This window comes from Bacillus sp. L75 (genome assembly GCF_003676355.1).
Taxonomy (GTDB): Bacteria; Bacillota; Bacilli; order Bacillales; family Bacillaceae; genus Bacillus; species Bacillus velezensis.
Genome location: NZ_ML064916.1, coordinates 1 through 20,814, shown reverse-complemented (window position 1 = coordinate 20,814; position 20,814 = coordinate 1). Strand labels below are relative to the sequence as shown.

Sequence of the window (20,814 nt, the reverse complement as noted above, 5' to 3'; positions counted from 1 at the left end):
TCTTTTTATAAGCCTAAGGAGGAGCACTTTTTTTATGTCGATTGAAGTTGGCAGCAAGTTGCAAGGGAAAATAACAGGTATTACAAATTTCGGAGCATTTGTTGAATTGCCTGGAGGCTCAACCGGTCTCGTTCATATCAGTGAGGTAGCCGATAATTATGTTAAAGACATTAACGAGCATTTAAAAGTCGGCGATCAAGTTGAAGTGAAAGTCATCAACGTTGAAAAAGACGGGAAAATTGGTTTATCAATTAAAAAAGCTAAAGACCGTCCGCAAGCCAGACCTAGAAATGATTTCCGTCCGAAAGAATCTTTTGAACAGAAAATGAACAAGTTTCTTAAAGATAGCGAAGACCGCTTATCATCTTTAAAACGAAACACGGAATCAAAACGTGGAGGGCGCGGAGCAAGAAGAGGATAACTTGCTGCTTTCTATAAATACATGGAGCATCCGTCTATCCCAGCGGGTGCTTTTTTTGTATTCACCCATATAGTCAGAAAATTAAAACTTTAAAGTTTCTGTTGACGGAATGAAGAAACCTTTGTATTATATAACTTGTGCTTATAAGCACCTATATGGCGGTGTAGCTCAGCTGGCTAGAGCGTACGGTTCATACCCGTGAGGTCGGGGGTTCGATCCCCTCCGCCGCTACCATATATATGGCCCGTTGGTCAAGCGGTTAAGACACCGCCCTTTCACGGCGGTAACACGGGTTCGAATCCCGTACGGGTCATCAAGCGAATCGGCTTCTGTTGCAGAAGCCGATTTTTTCATATTTAGACAACTTTTTGAGAAATGTCGGAGGAAATACGAAAGGAAAGGGGAACAAGGGAGAAAGCGTCGAAGAGTTCTTTGGAATTGTTACCTTCTTTTGACAAAATCCTATCTGGGCTTTCATTTATAATGACAAGCAACGAATAAAACAGGTGGGGGATGAGAGCAATGGAAAAAGCGGAAAGAAGAGTGAACGGGCCGATGGCGGGACAAGCTCTGGAAAAACTGCAATCGTTTTTTGAAAAGGCGGCAAAGCTTACAGTCCATCAAGCGCATTCACTTTTTTTCTATAAGGGTTTCATTTATGTCGTGATCGGTTTTTTACTTGGACGGGCTTTCATATTATCTGAGGTTCTTCCGTTTGCGCTGCCGTTTTTCGGAGCGATGCTTTTGATCAGAAGAGATAAAGCCTTCTATGCTTGTCTGTCTTTACTTGCGGGCGCTTTAACCATTTCGCCGAAACACTCTTTATTGATTCTCACAGCTTTGGCCGTCTTCACTCTATTTTCAAAAATCGGTACATATATCGTGCAGGACCGGGTGAAGATGCTGCCGATCGTGGTGTTTTTCTCTATGGCTGCCGCGAGAATCGGATTTGTTTATTTTGAAAGCGGCGCTTTTACCACCTATGATTATGTGATGGCTGTTGTCGAGGCGGGCCTGGCCTTTATTTTGACGCTGATCTTTTTGCAAAGCCTGCCGATCTTCACGATCAAAAAAGTGAAGCAATCGTTAAAAATAGAAGAAATCATCTGTTTTATGATCTTGATCGCATCCGTTTTAACCGGGCTTGCCGGTGTTTCATTTCAGGGAATGCAGGCTGAACATATCCTGGCCCGCTATGTCGTGCTGAGTTTTTCCTTTGTCGGCGGGGCAAGCATCGGCTGTACGGTCGGTGTTGTGACCGGACTGATCCTCGGGCTTGCGAATATCGGGAACCTCTATCAAATGAGTCTGCTTGCGTTTTCCGGGCTTCTTGGCGGGCTGCTGAAAGAAGGAAAGAAAGCCGGAGCCGCAGTCGGATTAGTGATCGGCTCACTGCTGATTTCATTATATGGAGAAGGGTCTGCCGGATTAATGACCACTCTTTATGAATCTTTGATTGCCGTTGTTTTGTTTTTGATTACGCCTCAATCGATTACGAAAAAGGTGGCGCGATACATACCGGGCACTGCTGAGCACAGTCAGGAACAGCAGCAGTACGCGAGGAAAATCAGAGATGTCACCGCCCAGAAAGTAGACCAGTTCTCCAATGTGTTTCATGCCTTGTCGGAGAGCTTCGCCACCTTTCATCAGACGTCTTCCGATGAGCAGGCGGAAGAAGGGGAAGTGGATCTCTTTTTAAGCAAAATCACGGAGCATTCGTGCCAATCCTGCTATAAGAAAAGCAAATGCTGGGTTCAAAACTTTGATAAAACATATGACTTAATGAAACAAGTTATGCATGAAACAGAAGAAAAACAGTATGCCTCAAACCGCAGATTAAAAAAGGAGTTTCAACAGCACTGTTCCAAATCCAGACAGGTGGAAGAGCTGATTGAGGACGAACTTGCCCACCATCACGCCCATCTGACACTGAAGAGAAAAGTTCAGGACAGCAGAAGGCTTGTTGCCGAGCAGCTGTTGGGGGTTTCTGAGGTCATGGCGGACTTTTCTCGGGAAATAAAACGGGAGAGGGAGCAGCATTTTATTCAGGAAGAACAAATGATAGAGGCGCTTCAGCATTTCGGAATCGAGATTCAGCATGTCGAGATATACAGCTTGGAGCAGGGCAATATTGATATCGAAATGACAATCCCGTTCAGCGGAGGACACGGCGAGAGTGAGAAAATTATCGCCCCGATGCTGTCTGACATTCTTGAGGAGCAGATACTTGTCAAAAGCGAACAGCACTCGACTCATCCGAATGGCTACAGCCATGTTGCGTTCGGTTCGACCAAGTCGTACCGGGTATCGACAGGCGCGGCTCATGCGGCAAAAGGCGGCGGCCTTGTCTCCGGCGACAGCTACAGCATGATGGAACTGGGGGCGAGAAAATATGCGGCCGCGATCAGTGACGGCATGGGCAATGGGGCGAGGGCCCATTATGAGAGCAATGAAACGATTAAGCTGCTCGAAAAAATTCTCGAATCAGGTATTGATGAAAAAATAGCGATAAAAACGATCAACAGTATTCTGTCTTTACGGACGACAGACGAAATCTACTCAACTCTCGATCTTTCTATCATTGATCTTCAGGATGCAAGCTGCAAATTCTTGAAGGTCGGTTCAACGCCGAGTTTTATCAAGCGGGGAGATCAAGTCATGAAAGTGCAGGCCAGCAATCTGCCGATCGGCATCATCAATGAATTTGACGTGGAGGTTGTAAGTGAACAGTTAAAAGCGGGAGATCTGCTCGTCATGATGAGTGACGGTATTTTTGAAGGGCCGAAGCACGTTGAAAACCACGACCTGTGGATGAAACGGAAAATGAAAGGGCTGAAAACCGAAGACCCGCAAGAAATCGCTGATATATTAATGGAAGAGGTCATCAGAACGCGTTCCGGCCAAATCGAAGACGATATGACAGTGGTTGTTGTCCGGATTGACCACAACACGCCGAAATGGGCTTCCATACCGGTGCCGGCGGTTTTCCAAAATAAAAAGGAGATTTCTTAATCATTTCGTATAAATCACTTTCCTTCTGGCGAAGATGGGACTAATCGTATCACCGGGAGGAATGTATGTGAATAAGGGACATTTAAATCAAGTTCTGCTGATTACAGATGGCTGCTCCAATCATGGTGAAGACCCGATCGCAATGGCGGCTTTCGCCAAGGAGCAGGGGATTACGGTGAATGTTATAGGAATTATGGAAGAAAACGCGATTGACCAAGAGGCAATGAAGGAAGTTGAAGGCATCGCCATGGCCGGAGGCGGCGTCCATCAAGTTGTGTATGCGTCACAATTGTCTCAGACGGTTCAAATGGTGACGAAAAAAGCAATGACCCAGACGCTGCAAGGTGTCGTCAATCAAGAGCTTAAACAAATCTTAGGGAAAAACGTTGAAATGGAAGAGCTTTCTCCTGAAAAACGCGGCGAAGTGATGGAAGTGGTTGATGAACTCGGCGAAACGGTTCATCTGCAAGTGCTTGTGCTGGTTGATACGAGTGCGAGTATGGCGCCGAAACTGCCGACGGTGAAAGAAGCGCTGATCGATCTTTCCATCAGTTTAAATTCCCGGGCCGGGCAAAATGAATTTGCAATGTGTATATTTCCCGGGAAAAGCCAGGAAGTTGAGCTTGTGCTGAATTGGACGCCGAAGCTTGAATCCCTTTCTGCACTCTTTGCGAAGCTGTCGACCGGCGGTATCACCCCTACGGGCCCCGCTATCCGGGAAGCGACGCAGCAGTTTGAGAGAATCCGCTCAAGAAGGAGCATGTTGGCAGATGATGAACGACGCTTTAACGAGTTTGGCATGTAGTCTGGCACCGGGGACGGCAATTCAGGGCAAATGGAACGGCAAATCCTACAGATTGCTCAAACAGCTTGGAAAAGGGGCTAACGGTATTGTATATCTGGCAGAAGCATCAGGCGGACAGGTCGCTTTGAAAATAAGCAGCGACAGCATGTCTGTTACCTCTGAAGTGAATGTCTTAAAATCCTTTTCAAAGGTCCGGTCGCAAACGATGGGGCCTTCTTTTTTTGATGCGGATGACGCGTTTATTCCGCAGCTGAATAAAAATGTCTCTTTTTACGTGATGGAGTACATAGAAGGGCCGCTTCTTCCGCAATATATCAGCAGTAAGGGAGCGGAGTGGATTCCGGTGCTGATGGTGCAGCTTCTTTCCAGCCTGTCAGTCCTTCATCAGCAAGGGTGGGTTTTTGGCGACCTCAAACCGGACAATCTCATTGTAACCGGACCACCGGCTGCCATTCGCTGCATTGATGTAGGGGGAACGACAAAACAGGGCCGCGCGATTAAAGAGTATACGGAGTTTTACGACAGGGGCTATTGGGGGTATGGAACAAGAAAAGCAGAACCATCCTATGACCTGTTTGCTGTCGCAATGATCATGATCCACTGTGTCCAGAAGAAAGAGTGCAAAAAGTCAGGACAGCCGAAAGAACAGCTTCGTTCTATCATTGAAGGCCACCCGTTTCTGAATAAGTATAAGAAGGTTCTGTTTTCTGCTTTAAACGGCCAATATCCGTCTGCGGAAGCCATGAAGCATGACATCCTGACGGCGGGGCAGAGTGCAGGGAGTAAAAGGAAAGCCGCCGCCAAGCCTAAGCCGCCGCAATCAAAACCGCGGCAGGGCACTGTATCTCAAACGCGGTATAAACCTAAACAAAAACCCGCAAAGCACAATGGTTTGTTTGAAACAACACTTATTTTAATCAGCGTTCTCGCCCTTTATTTCGCTTACATCGTCTTTTTTCTCATCTAGTGCCGGCCGGACGCCTGCGCTCATGCTTCTTCTTTGCTTGGAGGGAATGAAAGTGATAGGATATGTATATCTTTAAAAAACCTGCTCATTGTGAGGGGGACATTGTGAAAAGCGTGGAAGATTTTTTCAAAACATATCATCTTCAGGCGGAGGGAGAAACGATTATTGCCGGGGTCTCCGGAGGCCCTGATTCAATGGCGCTTCTCAGTATGCTGAATAAGCACTTCGGGCATTCTTCCGTTATCATAGCGGCGCATGTCGACCATCAGTTCAGGGGTCCTGAATCTGAAGAAGATATGAAGTTTGTGCAGTCATATTGCGAAGCGGAACATATCCTCTGCGAAACGGTACAGATTGATGTTTCTGCATACGCAAAGAAGAATAAGCTGAACAAGCAGGCTGCCGCGCGTGATTGCAGATATCAGTTTTTCGAAGATCTGATGACAAAACACCAAGCGAAGTTTTTGGCGCTGGCTCATCACGGCGATGACCAGGTTGAGACAATGCTCATGAGGCTTGCGAAAGGTACGCTCGGGGCAGGGCTTGCGGGAATGCAGCCCGTCCGCGAATTTGCATCCGGCTGGCTGATCAGGCCTTTCCTCTATGCGGCAAAGGATGAAATCCTTGAATACTGCCGTCAAGAAGGGCTCAGCTACAGAACGGATGAGAGCAATGCAAAAGACGATTATACAAGAAACAGATTCAGAAAGACCGTGCTTCCTTTTTTAAAACATGAATCACCTGACGTTCATAAAATGTTTCAAAAGGTGAGTGAAGCACTGACAGAAGACGAACAATACCTGCAGTCATTAACGAAAGAACGAATGAATAAGGTTATTACAAGCAAGTCTGACACATCGGTTGAAGTCAATTCCTCTCAATTGCTTGCCCTTCCGATACCTTTACAAAGAAGAGGAGTTCAACTAATATTAAACTATCTTTATGAAAACGTTCCATCGTCGTTTTCCGCCCGCCACATACAGCAGTTTCTCGAATGGGCGGAAAATGGAAGCGCCTCGGGAGTGCTTGATTTTCCGAAAGGGCTGAAGGTGGTCAAATCATATCAGACATGTTTGTTTACATTTGAACAATGGCAATGTGAAAAAGTTCCCTTTGAGCTGCAGCTGCAAGGAGCGGAAGGCGAGACTGCTGTTCTCCCCAACGGCTTTATGATAGAGGTGGCCGATCAGGCTGACCCTCATATCAAAAATGGGAATGCTGTTTTTATGACAAGCAGAAACAAGGTGCAATTTCCTTTAACAATCCGGACGAGAAAAATCGGCGACCGGATCAAACTTAAAGGGATGAATGGCTCGAAAAAGGTGAAAGATATATTTATTGATCATAAACTGCCTCTGCGGGATCGGGACGAATGGCCGATTGTAACGGATGCGAGCGGTGAAATTATCTGGCTGCCTGGCTTGAAAAAATCCATCTTTGACGATCTTGTGATTTCAAACAGTGACCGCATTGTATTACAATATAGACAGCATGAAAAGTGTAGGGGGCAAGCATTAACATGAAACAGGATATCGAAAAAGTGCTGATCTCAGAAGATGAGATCCAGCAGAAAGTAAAACAGCTTGGAGAACAATTAACAAGCGAGTACAGCGACACGTTTCCGTTGGCAATCGGTGTGTTAAAGGGAGCGCTTCCTTTTATGGCTGATCTTATAAAGCATATTGATACATATTTGGAAATGGACTTCATGGATGTATCAAGCTACGGAAATTCCACGGTTTCTTCCGGAGAAGTCAAAATCATCAAAGATTTGGATACATCTGTAGAAGGCCGGGACATCTTAATCATTGAAGATATTATCGACAGTGGGTTAACCTTGAGCTATCTCGTAGAACTCTTCCGATATCGTAAAGCGAAATCAATTAAGATTGTTACCCTGTTGGATAAACCAAGCGGAAGAAAAGCGGACATTAAAGCAGACTTCGTAGGCTTTGAAGTTCCTGACGCGTTTGTTGTGGGTTACGGACTTGATTATGCCGAACGCTATCGCAATCTGCCTTACATCGGAGTATTAAAACCGGCGATTTATGAAAGCTGATCGGCTGCCTGCTTCCGAGATGGTTATCGGTTGTATTGGAATGATTTTCTATGGTACTATTGAACATAGTTGTGCTTACTGTGGGAGGAGGTAAGGAATGAATCGGGTCTTCCGTAATACCATTTTTTATTTACTTATTTTATTAGTAGTAATCGGGGTTGTGAGTTACTTCCAGACTTCAAACCCGAAAACAGAAAATATGTCGTACAGTACGTTTATCAAGAACCTCGATGAAGGGAAAGTTGATAGCGTATCGGTTCAGCCTGTCAGAGGTGTTTATGAGGTAAAAGGACAGCTGAAAAAATACGACAAAGACCAGTACTTTTTAACACATGTTCCTGAAGGAAAAGGAGCAGACCAGATATTTGATGCAATTAAAAAGACGGACGTAAAAGTTGATCCCGCACAGGAAACAAGCGGGTGGGTGACGTTCTTAACGACGATCATTCCGTTTGTCATCATCTTTATTCTGTTTTTCTTCCTGCTCAATCAGGCTCAGGGCGGCGGCAGCCGTGTCATGAACTTCGGAAAGAGCAAAGCGAAGCTGTATACGGAAGAAAAGAAACGCGTGAAGTTTAAAGATGTAGCCGGCGCGGATGAGGAGAAGCAGGAGCTTGTTGAGGTTGTTGAGTTTCTGAAAGATCCTCGCAAATTCGCCGAGCTTGGCGCCAGAATCCCTAAAGGCGTGCTGTTGGTCGGACCTCCGGGAACCGGTAAGACGCTGCTTGCGAGAGCCTCAGCCGGTGAAGCGGGCGTTCCTTTCTTCAGCATCAGCGGATCTGATTTCGTTGAAATGTTTGTCGGTGTCGGTGCTTCCCGTGTGCGTGATTTATTCGAAAATGCGAAAAAGAATGCGCCTTGTCTGATCTTCATTGATGAGATCGACGCGGTGGGACGTCAGCGCGGCGCAGGTCTTGGCGGCGGGCATGATGAACGCGAACAGACGCTGAACCAGCTGCTTGTTGAGATGGACGGTTTCAGTGCGAATGAAGGAATCATTATTATCGCTGCGACAAACCGTGCGGACATTCTTGACCCTGCATTGCTTCGTCCGGGACGTTTTGACCGTCAGATTACGGTAGACCGTCCGGATGTCATCGGCCGTGAAGCCGTATTACAGGTCCATGCGAGAAACAAACCGCTTGATGAAACGGTGAACTTAAAAGCAATCGCTTCAAGAACACCCGGTTTCTCAGGCGCCGATTTAGAAAACCTTCTTAACGAAGCGGCACTCGTTGCTGCCCGTCAAAACAAGAAGAAAATTGATATGCGCGACATTGATGAAGCAACGGACCGTGTCATTGCGGGTCCTGCGAAGAAGAGCCGCGTCATCTCGAAAAAAGAACGCAATATCGTGGCGTACCACGAGGGCGGTCACACCGTTATCGGACTTGTGCTGGATGAAGCCGATATGGTTCATAAAGTAACGATCGTTCCGAGGGGGCAGGCTGGCGGATACGCGGTCATGCTTCCGAGAGAAGACCGTTACTTCCAGACAAAACCTGAACTTCTCGATAAAATTGTCGGTCTTCTGGGCGGACGCGTTGCCGAGGAAATTATCTTCGGCGAAGTCAGCACGGGCGCTCACAATGACTTCCAGCGGGCAACGAACATTGCGAGAAGAATGGTGACAGAGTTCGGTATGTCTGAAAAACTCGGACCGCTTCAGTTCGGTCAATCTCAAGGCGGTCAAGTATTCCTGGGCCGGGATTTCAACAACGAGCAAAACTACAGTGATCAGATCGCTTACGAAATCGATCAGGAAATTCAGCGCATCATTAAAGAATGTTATGAGCGTGCGAAAACCATCCTGACTGAAAATCGTGATAAGCTTGAATTGATTGCTCAGACATTGCTTGATGTGGAAACATTAGATGCGGAACAAATCAAGCATCTCGTGGATCACGGAAAACTCCCTGAGCGCAATTTCTCAGATGACCATCTTCAAAAAGACGATGTGAAAGTAAACATCCTGTCTAAAACAGAAGACGAAAAGAAAGACGAGCCGAAAGAATAGTTCGCTTTCTGATATGAAAACCGCCGGCGTATACCGGCGGTTTTTTTACTGGTTCCGTTTTGTTTACAAAAGAGCCGCAGATCGTGTATGGTATTGTAGAATGTTGAAAATGTTATGATTAGAAACTATTCAAAAGTGGTGATAGAGGTTGTTACTGGTTATAGATGTGGGGAACACCAACACCGTGATTGGTGTATATCATGATGGGGAATTAGAATATCATTGGCGCATAGAAACGAGCAGGCACAAAACAGAAGACGAATTCGGCATGCTGCTCCGCTCCTTATTTGAACATTCCGGACTCATGTTTGAACAGATTGAAGGGATTATCATCTCATCCGTGGTGCCGCCGATTATGTTCTCTTTAGAAAGAATGTGCACAAAATACTTTCACATCGAGCCGCAAGTTGTCGGCCCGGGAATGAAAACAGGTTTAAATATAAAGTATGACAATCCGAAAGAAGTGGGAGCTGACAGGATCGTCAATGCCGTTGCGGCGATCCAGCAGTATGGCGGCCCCTTAATTGTTGTTGATTTCGGAACGGCGACGACGTATTGCTACATTGATGAAAACAAACAATACATGGGCGGCGCGATTGCTCCCGGCATTACAATTTCAACGGAAGCGCTGTACTCACGTGCGGCGAAGCTTCCAAGAATTGAAATTGCCCGTCCGGACAATATCATCGGCAAAAACACGGTAAGCGCCATGCAGTCCGGCATCCTTTTCGGCTATGTCGGACAAGTTGAAGGCATTGTAAAGCGGATGAAATGGCAGGCAACACAGGAACCGAAAGTCATTGCGACAGGCGGGCTTGCGTCATTAATCGCAAACGAATCAGATTGTATTGATATTGTTGACCCGTTTCTCACTCTGAAAGGGCTGGAAATCATTTATGAGCGAAATCGCGTGGGTCACGTATAGGAGGTAAACGATGGATTATTTAATTAAAGCAATTGCATATGACGGTAAAGTGCGGGCTTATGCAGCCAGAACGACAGATATGGTTAATGAAGCGCAAAGAAGGCATGACACGTGGCCGACGGCATCAGCCGCAATCGGCCGGACGATGACAGCTTCTCTGATGCTAGGAGCGATGCTTAAGGGTGAAGATAAGCTGACAGTCAAAATAGAAGGCGGCGGCCCGATCGGAGCCATTGTCGCAGATGCGAACGCAAAGGGTGAGGTAAGAGCATACGTATCAAACCCGCACGTTCATTTTGATCTCAATGAACAAGGGAAACTGGATGTCAGACGGGCGGTCGGAACTGACGGAACACTCAGTGTCGTAAAAGATTTGGGCTTACGTGATTATTTTACGGGACAAGTAGAGATTGTCTCGGGTGAACTCGGTGACGACTTCACATATTATCTTGTTTCTTCTGAACAAGTCCCTTCATCTGTCGGCGTAGGTGTTCTAGTAAATCCTGATAACACCATTCTCGCTGCGGGCGGGTTCATCATTCAGCTTCTTCCGGGGACTGATGAAGAAACCATTTCAACAATTGAAAAGCAATTATCTCAAATCGAACCAATTTCAAAATTGATTCAAAAAGGCCTGACACCGGAAGAAATCTTAGAAGAAGTTCTAGGTCAAAAACCGGACGTTCTCGAAACAATGCCGGTCAAATTTCACTGTTCTTGTTCAAAAGATCGATTCGAAACGGCCATTTTAGGACTAGGCAAAAAAGAAATACAAGATATGATAGAAGAAGACGGAAAAGCCGAAGCGGTTTGCCATTTTTGTAATGAGAAATATTTATTTACAAAAGAAGAACTGGAAGAGCTTCGTGACGAAACAACCCGCTAGCTCTTTAGCGGGTTGTTCTATTTTATAAAAGGGATGGGGTAGATTTTGAAATCGAGAACACTTTTGACGATTATTGTAGCGGCGCTGTTAGTATGCAGTGTGATAGTGGCGTATAAGTTAACAAAATCCCAAGCCGCGGGGTCATCTGAAGAATCCATCGCGACAATCGGTGATAAACATATCACACGGCAAGACTGGATGAAAAAGATGGAAGACCAGTACGGAAAATCAACTCTGGAAGACATGATTAATGCAGAAGTAGTGGAAGAGCTTGCGAAAAAGAATAAACTTACAGTTTCAAACAGCGAATTGGAGCGGGAATTTCTTTTAATCAAAGCGGTAGATAATTCATTTTATGAAGACAGCCATATTACCGAAAAAGAATGGAGAGACCAGATCCGCTACAACATTCTTCTTGAAGAACTGCTGACGAAGGACATCGATATATCGGATAAGGAAATGCAATCATTTTATAATAAAAATAAAGAATTGTACCATTTTGATGATTCCTACAGAATCCGGCACATTGTCGTCAAAAACAAAGATGAGGCGGACAGGGTGCTTGCTGATTTGAAAGGCGGTTCCAGCTTTGAAGCCGTCGCCGCTGAGCGTTCCACGGACAGATACACGTCACAGTATGGCGGAGACCTCGGCTTTGTGACAGAAAATCAGGAAAATATCCCGCAGGCATATATCACAGAAGCTAAAAATCTTAAAGAAGATGAATGGTCCGCTGAACCGATTAAAGTTTCTTCAGGATACGCCGTCATTCAGCTGAAAGAAAAGCTTAAATCGAGAACTTTCTCATACAATGAAGTGAAGAGCCAAATCAGACGCCAGATCGCGATGGATCAATTAGGTGACAAGGCGACAGTCAAAACGCTGTGGAAAGAGGCGGGGGTCTCTTGGTTCTACGGGGAAAAAAGAACTAAATGATTGACAAAAAATTTTGAAATTGATAACTTATATTTATAATACCAATAAATTTAGTCGGAAATTGAGGTGTCCAACATGGTGCGTATTGCAAATTCTATTACTGAACTAATCGGAAATACTCCTATTGTGAAATTGAATCGCCTGACGGATGAAAACAGTGCAGATGTATATCTGAAGCTTGAATACATGAATCCGGGCAGCAGCGTAAAAGACCGGATCGGAGTGGCGATGATTGAAGCGGCTGAAAAAGAAGGAAAATTAAAAGCCGGCGACACAATCATTGAACCGACAAGCGGAAATACAGGAATCGGTCTTGCGATGGTGGCAGCGGCTAAAGGTCTCAGAGCCATTCTCGTTATGCCTGATACAATGAGTATGGAGCGACGCAATCTGCTGCGCGCATACGGAGCGGAGCTTGTGCTGACTCCCGGCGCAGAAGGAATGAAGGGCGCCATTAAAAAGGCGGAAGAACTTGCCGAGGAACACGGATACTTTGTGCCTCAGCAATTCAACAATGCGGCAAACCCGGAAATTCACCGCCAAACGACAGGGAAAGAAATCGTAGAACAGTTTGGTGACGACCAGCTTGATGCGTTCGTGGCCGGAATCGGTACCGGCGGAACCATCACGGGAGCGGGCGAAGTGCTGAAAGAAGCATATCCATCCATCAAAATCTATGCGGTAGAGCCGGCGGATTCTCCAGTTCTTTCCGGCGGAAAACCGGGCCCGCATAAAATTCAGGGTATCGGAGCGGGATTTGTCCCTGAAACATTGAATACGGACATCTATGATCAGATCATACCCGTCAAAAACGAGGATGCATTTGAATATGCCCGTAAAACGGCAAAAGAAGAAGGGATTCTTGGCGGCATTTCTTCCGGAGCGGCCATTTACGCGGCACTGGAAATCGCGAAAAAATTGGGGAAAGGCAAGAAAGTGCTTGCGATCATCCCTAGTAACGGAGAACGTTACTTAAGCACACCGCTTTATCAGTTTGAATAGAGACATACACACGGCTCCCGGCTGTATCCGGGAGTTTTTTTGTGCCTGAAGCATCGAAAATCCAAAAAACGTTTCGAATTTTATGGTTGGAAGTGAAATTCACTTTTTTCACCAGTGTGATTGCTTTAAAATAAAACTACAGTAAAACGAAGCAGAGGATTGATATGATGGCACAACGCAGACCGGCAGGAAGAAAAATACCTTTTACGAAACAAGCATTTTTACAGCGATATGAAAACCTTTCGAAATCGAGAAAACGGCATGTTCTGCTCGAAAGCGCGAGAGGGGGAAGATTCAGTATAGCCGGTCTAGATCCGATTGCGTCCGTCAGAGGAAAAGACGGAATTACAACGATCAAGCATGAGGGGGAAACACTGTTTAAAGAAGGTGACCCGCTGCGGGCCTTTCATGAATGGTTTGGAACGCTCGGAACGGAAACAAACGTTGAGTTTCCGGACTTTCAAGGCGGTGCGATTGGTTTTATCAGTTACGACTACGCCCGATATATTGAGAATTTTAAGATGCTGTCGTTAGATGATCTGGAAACACCTGATATTTACTTTCTTGTTTTTGATGATGTGGCCGTTTATGACCATGAGGAAGAGGCGTTATGGCTCATTACCCATACTGAAGCGGAAGAAGCGGATCTTGCGGAAGAAAAGCTGTCCCGCTTAGAGGACATGTGGTGTTCCCTCCAAACGGCGGACGAGCCTTTTTCACCGCTGAATCGGAATGGGGACGGATCGTACGCCGCTCCGTTCACTGAGGAAGGATTTTCACAGGCTGTAGAACAAATTAAACAATATATCACGAGCGGCGATGTGTTCCAGGTGAATTTGTCCATCAGGCAGTCTCAGTCCTTATCCGTTCATCCGTATGAGGTGTATAAACACTTGAGAAACGTCAATCCGTCTCCTTACATGGCCTATCTCGAGACACCGGGGTTTCAAGTGATATGCGGGTCGCCGGAGCTATTGGTGACAAAGAAGGGGAAGAAGCTTGAAACGAGACCGATCGCGGGTACGCGTTCAAGAGGAAAAGACGATGCTGAAGACAAGGCTTTGGCTGATGAATTAATTCACAACGAAAAAGAACGTGCGGAACATGTCATGCTTGTTGATCTTGAGCGCAATGACCTCGGGCGCGTATCGCGCTACGGCTCCGTGCGGGTTAACGAATTTATGGCGATCGAAAAGTATTCCCACGTCATGCATATCGTGTCGAACGTACAGGGAGAGCTGCAGGACGGATATGACGCGACAGACATTATTCATGCGGTATTCCCGGGGGGCACCATCACGGGAGCGCCCAAAGTGAGAACGATGGAAATTATAGAAGAGCTTGAGCCGACAAGACGGGGGCTTTATACTGGATCTATAGGCTGGTTCGGATTTAACGGAGATTTGCAGTTTAACATTGTGATCCGGACGATCTATGCAGCCGGCGGACATGCTTTTATGCAGTCCGGAGCAGGAGTGGTCATTGATTCGGTTCCGAAGCATGAATACAAGGAATCGTTCAAAAAAGCTTTTGCGATGAAAAAGGCGTTAGAGCTGAGCGAAGAAGAGACAAAAAATCAGACGAGGTGAGCAGAGATGATTTTAATGATTGACAATTATGATTCATTTACGTACAACTTGGTTCAATATTTGGGTGAACTCGGGGAGGAACTGATCGTCAGACGGAATGACGAGATTACGATTGAGCAGATTGAAGAGCTGGGTCCGGACTTCTTAATGATTTCACCCGGGCCGTGCAGTCCTGATGAAGCGGGGATCAGCCTCGAAGCGATCAAACATTTTGCCGGCAGTATTCCTATTTTCGGCGTATGTCTCGGACATCAGTCGATTGCGCAAGTATTCGGCGGCGACGTCGTCAGAGCGGAGCGGCTCATGCACGGCAAAACGTCAGAAGTTATGCATGACGGACAGACGATTTTTAAAGGCCTGCAAAATCCGCTTGTCGCCACCCGGTACCATTCACTTATTGTCAAAGCGGACACGCTGCCGGATTGTTTTACGGTATCCGCTCAAACCAAAGAAGGAGAAATTATGGCAATCCGCCATAATGAGCTGCCTGTTGAAGGTGTTCAGTTCCATCCGGAATCCATCATGACCTCCTTCGGCAAAGAGATGCTCAGAAACTTTATAGAGACACACCGCAAAAAGGAAGTGACGGTGTGATTATATATTTGAATGGTCAATATATAGAGGAGAAAGAAGCGGCGCTTTCTCCTTTTGACCATGGTTATCTGTACGGGATCGGCGCGTTCGAGACGTTCAGGCTTTACAGCGGCCGGCCGTTTCTGCCGGATGCGCATGTCGCCAGGCTCAACAGGGCGCTTCGGGATCTGCAGATTGCATATGAGGTGAACAAACAGGAGCTGCTTGATATGCTTCGGAGACTGTTGCTCCTCAATGAGATCAAGGACGGCAGCGCGCGTGTCCGGCTTAACATCTCGGCAGGCGTCAGCGATAAAGGGTTTGCCGCGCAGACTTATGAAAAGCCGACCGTCCTTTGTTTCGTCAACCGGCTCAATCCGGAAACTCTGCCTGTTCAAAAAGAAGGCAGGCTTCTCTCTATCAGGAGAAATACGCCTGAAGGATATTTCCGGTTAAAATCCCATCACTATTTAAACAACATGTATGCTAAACGGGAGATCGGGAATGATCCCAATTTTGAAGGCATTTTCCTGACCGGAGAAGGAGATGTCGCGGAAGGCATTGTCTCCAACGTGTTTTGGCGAAAAGGAGACAAGGTCTTTACGCCATCCTTGGATACGGGAATTCTCGATGGTGTAACGAGACAGTTTGTCATTGATGAATTGAAACGGCAGGGGACAGAAGTCACCGAAGGTCGATTCCGTTTTCAATCAATGCTTGAAGCGGATGAAGCATGGTTGACAAACTCCGTGCTTGAAATCATCCCGTTTTCTAAAATAGAGGAAGTGCCGCTGCCCGGAGTGAGCGGAAAAACGGTGCAATTGCTCCGTAAGCAGTATCAGCAGGAAATAAACAAAATGAATGTACAGGAGGAGGAACAAAATGGCGCAGCAAACAATTGAACATCCTAAACTGATTCATACAAAAAAAGGCACTCTTTCCTATAAAGAGAAGACGCTCGTTATGGGGATATTAAATGTAACGCCAGACTCCTTCTCTGACGGCGGCAAATACGACAGTACGGAAAGGGCGCTTCTGCATGCGGCGAAGATGGCTGAAGAAGGGGCGCATATCATAGATATCGGCGGTGAATCGACAAGACCCGGCGCATCACTCGTGTCGGCTGATGAGGAAATGTCACGAGTCATCCCTGTCATAGAGCGGATCACAAGCGAGCTGGACATTCCGCTTTCAATCGATACGTACAAAGCGTCCGTGGCAGACGAAGCGGTCAAAGCGGGAGCCTCTATCCTTAATGACATCTGGGGGGCGAAAGGTGATCCTGACATGGCGTCAGTAGCCGCCGCACACGGGGTTCCGATTATCTTAATGCATAACCGCATGGAAAGAAACTACAACGATCTTATTCCTGATATGCTTGCAGACTTGATGGAAAGCGTAAAAATTGCCGCGGAAGCCGGCGTCACAGATGAAAATATGATTCTGGATCCGGGGATCGGCTTTGCGAAAAACTATGAGGACAATCTGGCTGTCATGAACAAGCTGGAGGTGTTCAGCGGGTTAGGTTATCCGCTGCTTCTGGCGACATCGAGAAAAAGGTTCATCGGCCGTGTGCTTGACCTTCCCCCTGAAGAACGTGCCGAGGGAACGGGAGCGACAGTATGCCTTGGCGTCCAAAAAGGCTGCGACATTGTGAGGGTGCACGATGTCAAAGAGATCGCAAGAATGACGAAGATGATGGATGCTATGTTGAACAAAGGAGGCGTACATTATGGATAAAGTATATGTGGAAGGTATGGAGTTTTACGGATATCACGGCGTGTTCGAAGAAGAAAACAAACTCGGCCAGCGCTTCAAAGTAGACCTGACTGCCGAACTGGATTTGAGCAAAGCGGGAAAAACGGATGACCTTTCTTATACCATTAACTATGCGGAATTGTACAGTGTCTGCCGCGGCATCGTTGAGGGCGAACCCGTCAATTTGGTCGAGACGCTTGCGGAACGGATCGCAGACACCGTCCTTGAGAAATTTGAGCCGGTGCAGCAATGTACGGTAAAAGTTGTTAAGCCTGACCCGCCGATTCCCGGCCATTATAAATCAGTAGCCATAGAAATGACGAGAAAGAAATCATGAACAATACGGCATATATCGGCCTCGGTTCCAATATGGGCGACCGTGAACATTATTTGCGTCAGGCAGTGGCCATGCTCAGCCGGCATCATGGCGTGACGGTGTCAAAGGTGTCCTCCATATATGAAACAGATCCCGTCGGCTATGAGGATCAAGATCAGTTTCTTAATATGGCGGTTGAAGTGAAAACGTCGTTATCTCCTTTTGAACTTCTTGATGTAACGCAGAGCATTGAAGCTGAATTAGGCAGAACGAGAGAGATTCGCTGGGGACCGCGGACGGCAGACCTTGACATTTTGCTGTATAATCGTGAAAATATTGAAACAGAGCGGCTGATTGTTCCGCATCCGAGAATGTATGAGCGCTTATTTGTCCTTGCGCCGTTAAAAGAAATATGCCCGCAGGCGGATCATATCACGATAAGCGCTGAAACAAACCAAGAAGGTGTAAGAGTATGGAAGCAGAAATCTGGGGTAGGCGAATTCGTGCATTCAGAAAGCTGAAAGGTTATACTCAAGAAGGATTTGCAAAAGCATTAGGTATATCAGTTTCTATTGTCGGTGAAATTGAACGCGGAAACCGGTTGCCGTCAGATGCCATCATTCAAGATGCGGCAGATGTTTTAAATATAAGTGCGGACGAATTGGCCCCGCCTGAAAAATAGACAAATGAAAGGAGGGGAAAAATGTTTAAAATCGGTGATATTCAATTGAAAAACCGGGTTGTGCTTGCCCCTATGGCCGGTGTCTGCAACTCAGCGTTCAGATTGACTGTAAAGGAATTCGGAGCCGGATTGGTATGCGCTGAAATGGTCAGTGACAAAGCGATTCTTTACAATAACGCCAGAACAATGGGGATGCTTTACATTGATGAACGTGAAAAACCGCTCAGCCTTCAGATTTTTGGAGGAAAAAAGGAAACCCTTGTGGAAGCGGCGAAGTTTGTAGATCAAAACACGACTGCTGATATTATTGATATTAACATGGGATGTCCCGTACCCAAGATTACAAAATGTGATGCGGGCGCCAAATGGCTTCTCGATCCCGATAAGATTTATGAAATGGTATCCGCAGTAGTAGATGCTGTTGATAAGCCGGTTACAGTGAAGATGAGAATGGGTTGGGATGAAGAGCACATTTATGCGGTGAAAAATGCCCAAGCCGTTGAACGTGCCGGCGGAAAAGCCGTTGCCCTGCACGGCCGCACAAGAGTGCAAATGTATGAAGGCACTGCGAACTGGGATATCATTAAAGAAGTGAAGCAATCCGTCTCCATTCCCGTCATCGGAAACGGTGATGTCAAAACGCCTCAGGACGCGAAACGCATGCTTGAGGAAACAGGAGTTGACGGCGTCATGATCGGCCGGGCCGCACTCGGCAACCCGTGGATGATTTACCGTACGGTGCACTACCTTGAAACCGGCGAGTTAAAAGACGAACCGAAAGTCCGTGAAAAAATGTCGGTATGCAAACTGCACTTAGACCGCCTGATTAAGTTAAAAGGCGAAAATGTGGCAGTCAGAGAAATGAGAAAACACGCTGCCTGGTATCTGAAAGGTGTCAGAGGCAATGCGAATGTACGCAACGAAATTAACCAATGTGAGACGCGTGAAGAAGTTGTGCAGCTTTTAGATGCATTTACCGCCGAAGCAGAGGCAAAAGAGCTTCAAGATGCAAAAGTAGGTTAATATACACCCTCTATTGCTGCTCACTGCCAGCTTACCGCTGGCAGTTTTTCTGCTTTTTCGTGAAATCAAAATGTAACGGAGTGATACCAATGAGTCAAGAAGAGCAAAATCATGAGGAATTGAACGACCAGCTGCAAGTCAGACGAGATAAAATGAACCAGCTGAGAGAAAACGGCATTGACCCTTTCGGCGAACGTTTCGAGAGAACGCATCAATCTCAACAGATCATTGACGCCTACCAGGAGCTTTCTAAAGAAGAACTGGAAGAAAAAGCGGTCGAAGTGACCATTGCAGGCCGTATGATGACAAAGCGCGGAAAAGGGAAAGCCGGCTTTGCGCATCTGCAGGACTTAGAAGGTCAAATTCAAATTTACGTAAGAAAAGACAGTGTCGGCGAAGAACAATATGAAATCTTTAAATCTTCAGACCTCGGAGACGTTATCGGCATCACGGGGAAAGTTTTCAAAACAAACGTAGGCGAGCTTTCTGTCAAAGCGACATCTTTTGAACTGCTGACAAAAGCACTGCGTCCTCTTCCTGATAAATATCATGGGTTAAAAGACGTTGAACAGCGTTACCGCCAGCGCTATCTCGATCTCATCGTAAACCCTGACAGCAAACAAACGTTTATCACACGCAGCAAAATCATCCAAGCGATGAGAAGATACTTAGATGACCATGGATACTTAGAAGTTGAAACACCTACGATGCACAGCATACCGGGAGGAGCGTCTGCGCGCCCGTTCATCACGCACCATAATGCGCTCGACATGCCTCTTTATATGCGTATTGCGATTGAACTGCACCTGAAACGCCTGATTGTCGGCGGATTGGAAAAAGTCTACGAAATCGGCCGCGTGTTCCGTAATGAAGGTGTTTCTACACGCCATAACCCTGAATTCACGATGATCGAGCTGTATGAAGCGTACGCCGATTATAAAGATATTATGAGCCTTACGGAAAACCTCGTAGCACATATTGCGCAGGAAGTGCTTGGAAGCACCACAATCCAGTACGGCGAAGAGCAGATTGATCTGAAACCTGAATGGAAACGACTCCACATGGTAGATGCGGTCAAAGAAGCGACAGGTGTAGATTTCTGGAATGAGATGACTGTTGAAGAAGCGCGCGGTCATGCAAAAGAGCATGGTATCGAGATCACAAACTCAATGACGGTGGGTCATATCATCAATGAATTCTTCGAACAAAAAATTGAAGAAACACTCATTCAGCCTACATTTATTTACGGCCACCCTGTAGAGATTTCTCCTCTTGCTAAGAAAAATCCGGAGGACCCTCGCTTTACAGACCGTTTTGAACTGTTTATCGTCGGCCGTGAGCACGCTAATGCGTTTACGGAGCTGAATGACCCTATCGACCAGAGGGAACGCTTTGAAGCGCAGTTAAAAGAAAGAGAAGAAGGAAACGATGAAGCGCATATGATGGATGAAGACTTCGTTGAAGCTCTTGAATACGGCATGCCGCCGACCGGGGGATTGGGTATCGGTATCGACCGCCTTGTCATGCTGTTAACAAATGCTCCGTCTATCAGAGACGTTTTATTATTCCCTCAAATGAGACAACGCTAATAAAAGGGAAGGCGCCGTTTCTGCTTATCGCAGTACGGCGCTTTTTTAGAAACAAGCCGCTCGTAAAACTTTTTTGATTTTCTTTTAAAAAACTATTGCACTATTATTTGTGAGGTGGTATATTATTATTCGTTGCCGCTAAACAAGGCGCTGACGAAAAAAGAAATTTAAAAAGTTGTTGACTTCAAGAGATTGATAAGATATAATAATAAAGTCGCTTGAACGAAAGACAAAATGATCTTTGAAAACTAAAC

The 20,814-nt window shown here is 46.3% G+C and carries 20 protein-coding genes and 2 tRNA genes; all 22 read left to right on the top strand.

Features of this window, described 5'->3' with window-relative positions; translation table 11 throughout:
• The first annotated feature begins 34 nt into the window (after positions 1-34).
• The 22 genes from D5S11_RS17520 (at position 35) to lysS (ending at position 20,560) form a co-directional block, all read left to right on the top strand.
• Positions 35-421: a S1 domain-containing RNA-binding protein gene (locus D5S11_RS17520; protein WP_004264630.1), complete on the top strand. Its 387-nt coding sequence runs from the start codon at positions 35-37 to the stop codon at positions 419-421.
• A gap of 157 nt (positions 422-578) precedes the next feature.
• Positions 579-655: transfer RNA gene (locus tag D5S11_RS17515), tRNA-Met, on the top strand.
• Positions 656-662: 7 nt separating this feature from the next.
• Positions 663-734, top strand: a tRNA-Glu gene (locus D5S11_RS17510).
• A 209-nt stretch (positions 735-943) separates the two neighbouring features.
• Positions 944-3,433, top strand: coding sequence for a stage II sporulation protein E (gene spoIIE, locus D5S11_RS17505; protein ID WP_007409936.1), 2,490 nt, complete (start codon positions 944-946; stop codon positions 3,431-3,433).
• Positions 3,434-3,500: 67 nt separating this feature from the next.
• Positions 3,501-4,238, top strand: a complete 738-nt coding sequence (locus D5S11_RS17500; protein WP_004264624.1) for a vWA domain-containing protein — start codon at positions 3,501-3,503, stop codon at positions 4,236-4,238.
• Positions 4,204-5,205 (top strand): protein kinase domain-containing protein, encoded by a 1,002-nt coding sequence (locus D5S11_RS17495; protein ID WP_108725193.1) that lies wholly within the window; start codon positions 4,204-4,206, stop codon positions 5,203-5,205. Before D5S11_RS17500 ends, D5S11_RS17495 begins: the two co-directional genes overlap by 35 nt.
• A 104-nt stretch (positions 5,206-5,309) precedes the next feature.
• A complete protein-coding gene (tilS, locus tag D5S11_RS17490) occupies positions 5,310-6,728 on the top strand; it encodes a tRNA lysidine(34) synthetase TilS (protein ID WP_015239029.1) in 1,419 nt (472 codons plus the stop codon).
• On the top strand, positions 6,725-7,264 hold the full coding sequence (hpt, locus tag D5S11_RS17485) for a hypoxanthine phosphoribosyltransferase (protein ID WP_004264611.1): 540 nt from the start codon (positions 6,725-6,727) through the stop codon (positions 7,262-7,264). Before tilS ends, hpt begins: the two co-directional genes overlap by 4 nt.
• Positions 7,265-7,361: 97 nt before the next feature.
• Positions 7,362-9,281, top strand: coding sequence for an ATP-dependent zinc metalloprotease FtsH (ftsH, locus tag D5S11_RS17480; protein WP_004264608.1), 1,920 nt, complete (start codon positions 7,362-7,364; stop codon positions 9,279-9,281).
• A gap of 148 nt (positions 9,282-9,429) precedes the next feature.
• Positions 9,430-10,206: a type III pantothenate kinase gene (locus D5S11_RS17475; protein WP_007409940.1), complete on the top strand. Its 777-nt coding sequence runs from the start codon at positions 9,430-9,432 to the stop codon at positions 10,204-10,206.
• A 10-nt stretch (positions 10,207-10,216) separates the two neighbouring features.
• On the top strand, positions 10,217-11,092 hold the full coding sequence (gene hslO, locus D5S11_RS17470; protein ID WP_004264606.1) for an Hsp33 family molecular chaperone HslO: 876 nt from the start codon (positions 10,217-10,219) through the stop codon (positions 11,090-11,092).
• A gap of 45 nt (positions 11,093-11,137) precedes the next feature.
• Positions 11,138-12,028, top strand: a complete 891-nt coding sequence (locus D5S11_RS17465) for a peptidyl-prolyl cis-trans isomerase (RefSeq protein ID WP_108725192.1) — start codon at positions 11,138-11,140, stop codon at positions 12,026-12,028.
• Positions 12,029-12,103: 75 nt separating this feature from the next.
• The gene (gene cysK / locus D5S11_RS17460; protein WP_007615206.1) at positions 12,104-13,030 is read left to right on the top strand and encodes a cysteine synthase A; all 927 of its coding nucleotides are present in this window, start codon (positions 12,104-12,106) and stop codon (positions 13,028-13,030) included.
• A gap of 167 nt (positions 13,031-13,197) precedes the next feature.
• A complete protein-coding gene (gene pabB / locus D5S11_RS17455; protein WP_007409943.1) occupies positions 13,198-14,619 on the top strand; it encodes an aminodeoxychorismate synthase, component I in 1,422 nt (473 codons plus the stop codon).
• A 6-nt stretch (positions 14,620-14,625) separates the two neighbouring features.
• Complete coding sequence (gene pabA / locus D5S11_RS17450) at positions 14,626-15,213, top strand: aminodeoxychorismate/anthranilate synthase component II (RefSeq protein ID WP_007409944.1); 588 nt, start codon at positions 14,626-14,628, stop codon at positions 15,211-15,213.
• Entirely contained in the window at positions 15,210-16,094 is an 885-nt protein-coding gene (pabC, locus tag D5S11_RS17445) for an aminodeoxychorismate lyase (RefSeq protein WP_094031441.1), read from the top strand. Before pabA ends, pabC begins: the two co-directional genes overlap by 4 nt.
• Positions 16,075-16,932 (top strand): dihydropteroate synthase, encoded by an 858-nt coding sequence (gene folP / locus D5S11_RS17440; protein WP_042635686.1) that lies wholly within the window; start codon positions 16,075-16,077, stop codon positions 16,930-16,932. The genes pabC and folP overlap by 20 nt, the downstream gene beginning before the upstream one ends.
• Positions 16,925-17,287: a dihydroneopterin aldolase gene (gene folB / locus D5S11_RS17435; RefSeq protein ID WP_003150671.1), complete on the top strand. Its 363-nt coding sequence runs from the start codon at positions 16,925-16,927 to the stop codon at positions 17,285-17,287. The genes folP and folB overlap by 8 nt, the downstream gene beginning before the upstream one ends.
• Positions 17,284-17,787 (top strand): 2-amino-4-hydroxy-6-hydroxymethyldihydropteridine diphosphokinase, encoded by a 504-nt coding sequence (gene folK, locus D5S11_RS17430; RefSeq protein WP_007409947.1) that lies wholly within the window; start codon positions 17,284-17,286, stop codon positions 17,785-17,787. Before folB ends, folK begins: the two co-directional genes overlap by 4 nt.
• Positions 17,739-17,948, top strand: a complete 210-nt coding sequence (locus tag D5S11_RS17425) for a helix-turn-helix domain-containing protein (RefSeq protein WP_003150668.1) — start codon at positions 17,739-17,741, stop codon at positions 17,946-17,948. The genes folK and D5S11_RS17425 overlap by 49 nt, the downstream gene beginning before the upstream one ends.
• A gap of 21 nt (positions 17,949-17,969) precedes the next feature.
• Positions 17,970-18,971: a tRNA dihydrouridine synthase DusB gene (dusB, locus tag D5S11_RS17420; protein ID WP_007409948.1), complete on the top strand. Its 1,002-nt coding sequence runs from the start codon at positions 17,970-17,972 to the stop codon at positions 18,969-18,971.
• 89 nt (positions 18,972-19,060) lie between these two features.
• Entirely contained in the window at positions 19,061-20,560 is a 1,500-nt protein-coding gene (gene lysS, locus D5S11_RS17415) for a lysine--tRNA ligase (RefSeq protein WP_007409949.1), read from the top strand.
• Positions 20,561-20,814 lie beyond the last annotated feature (254 nt).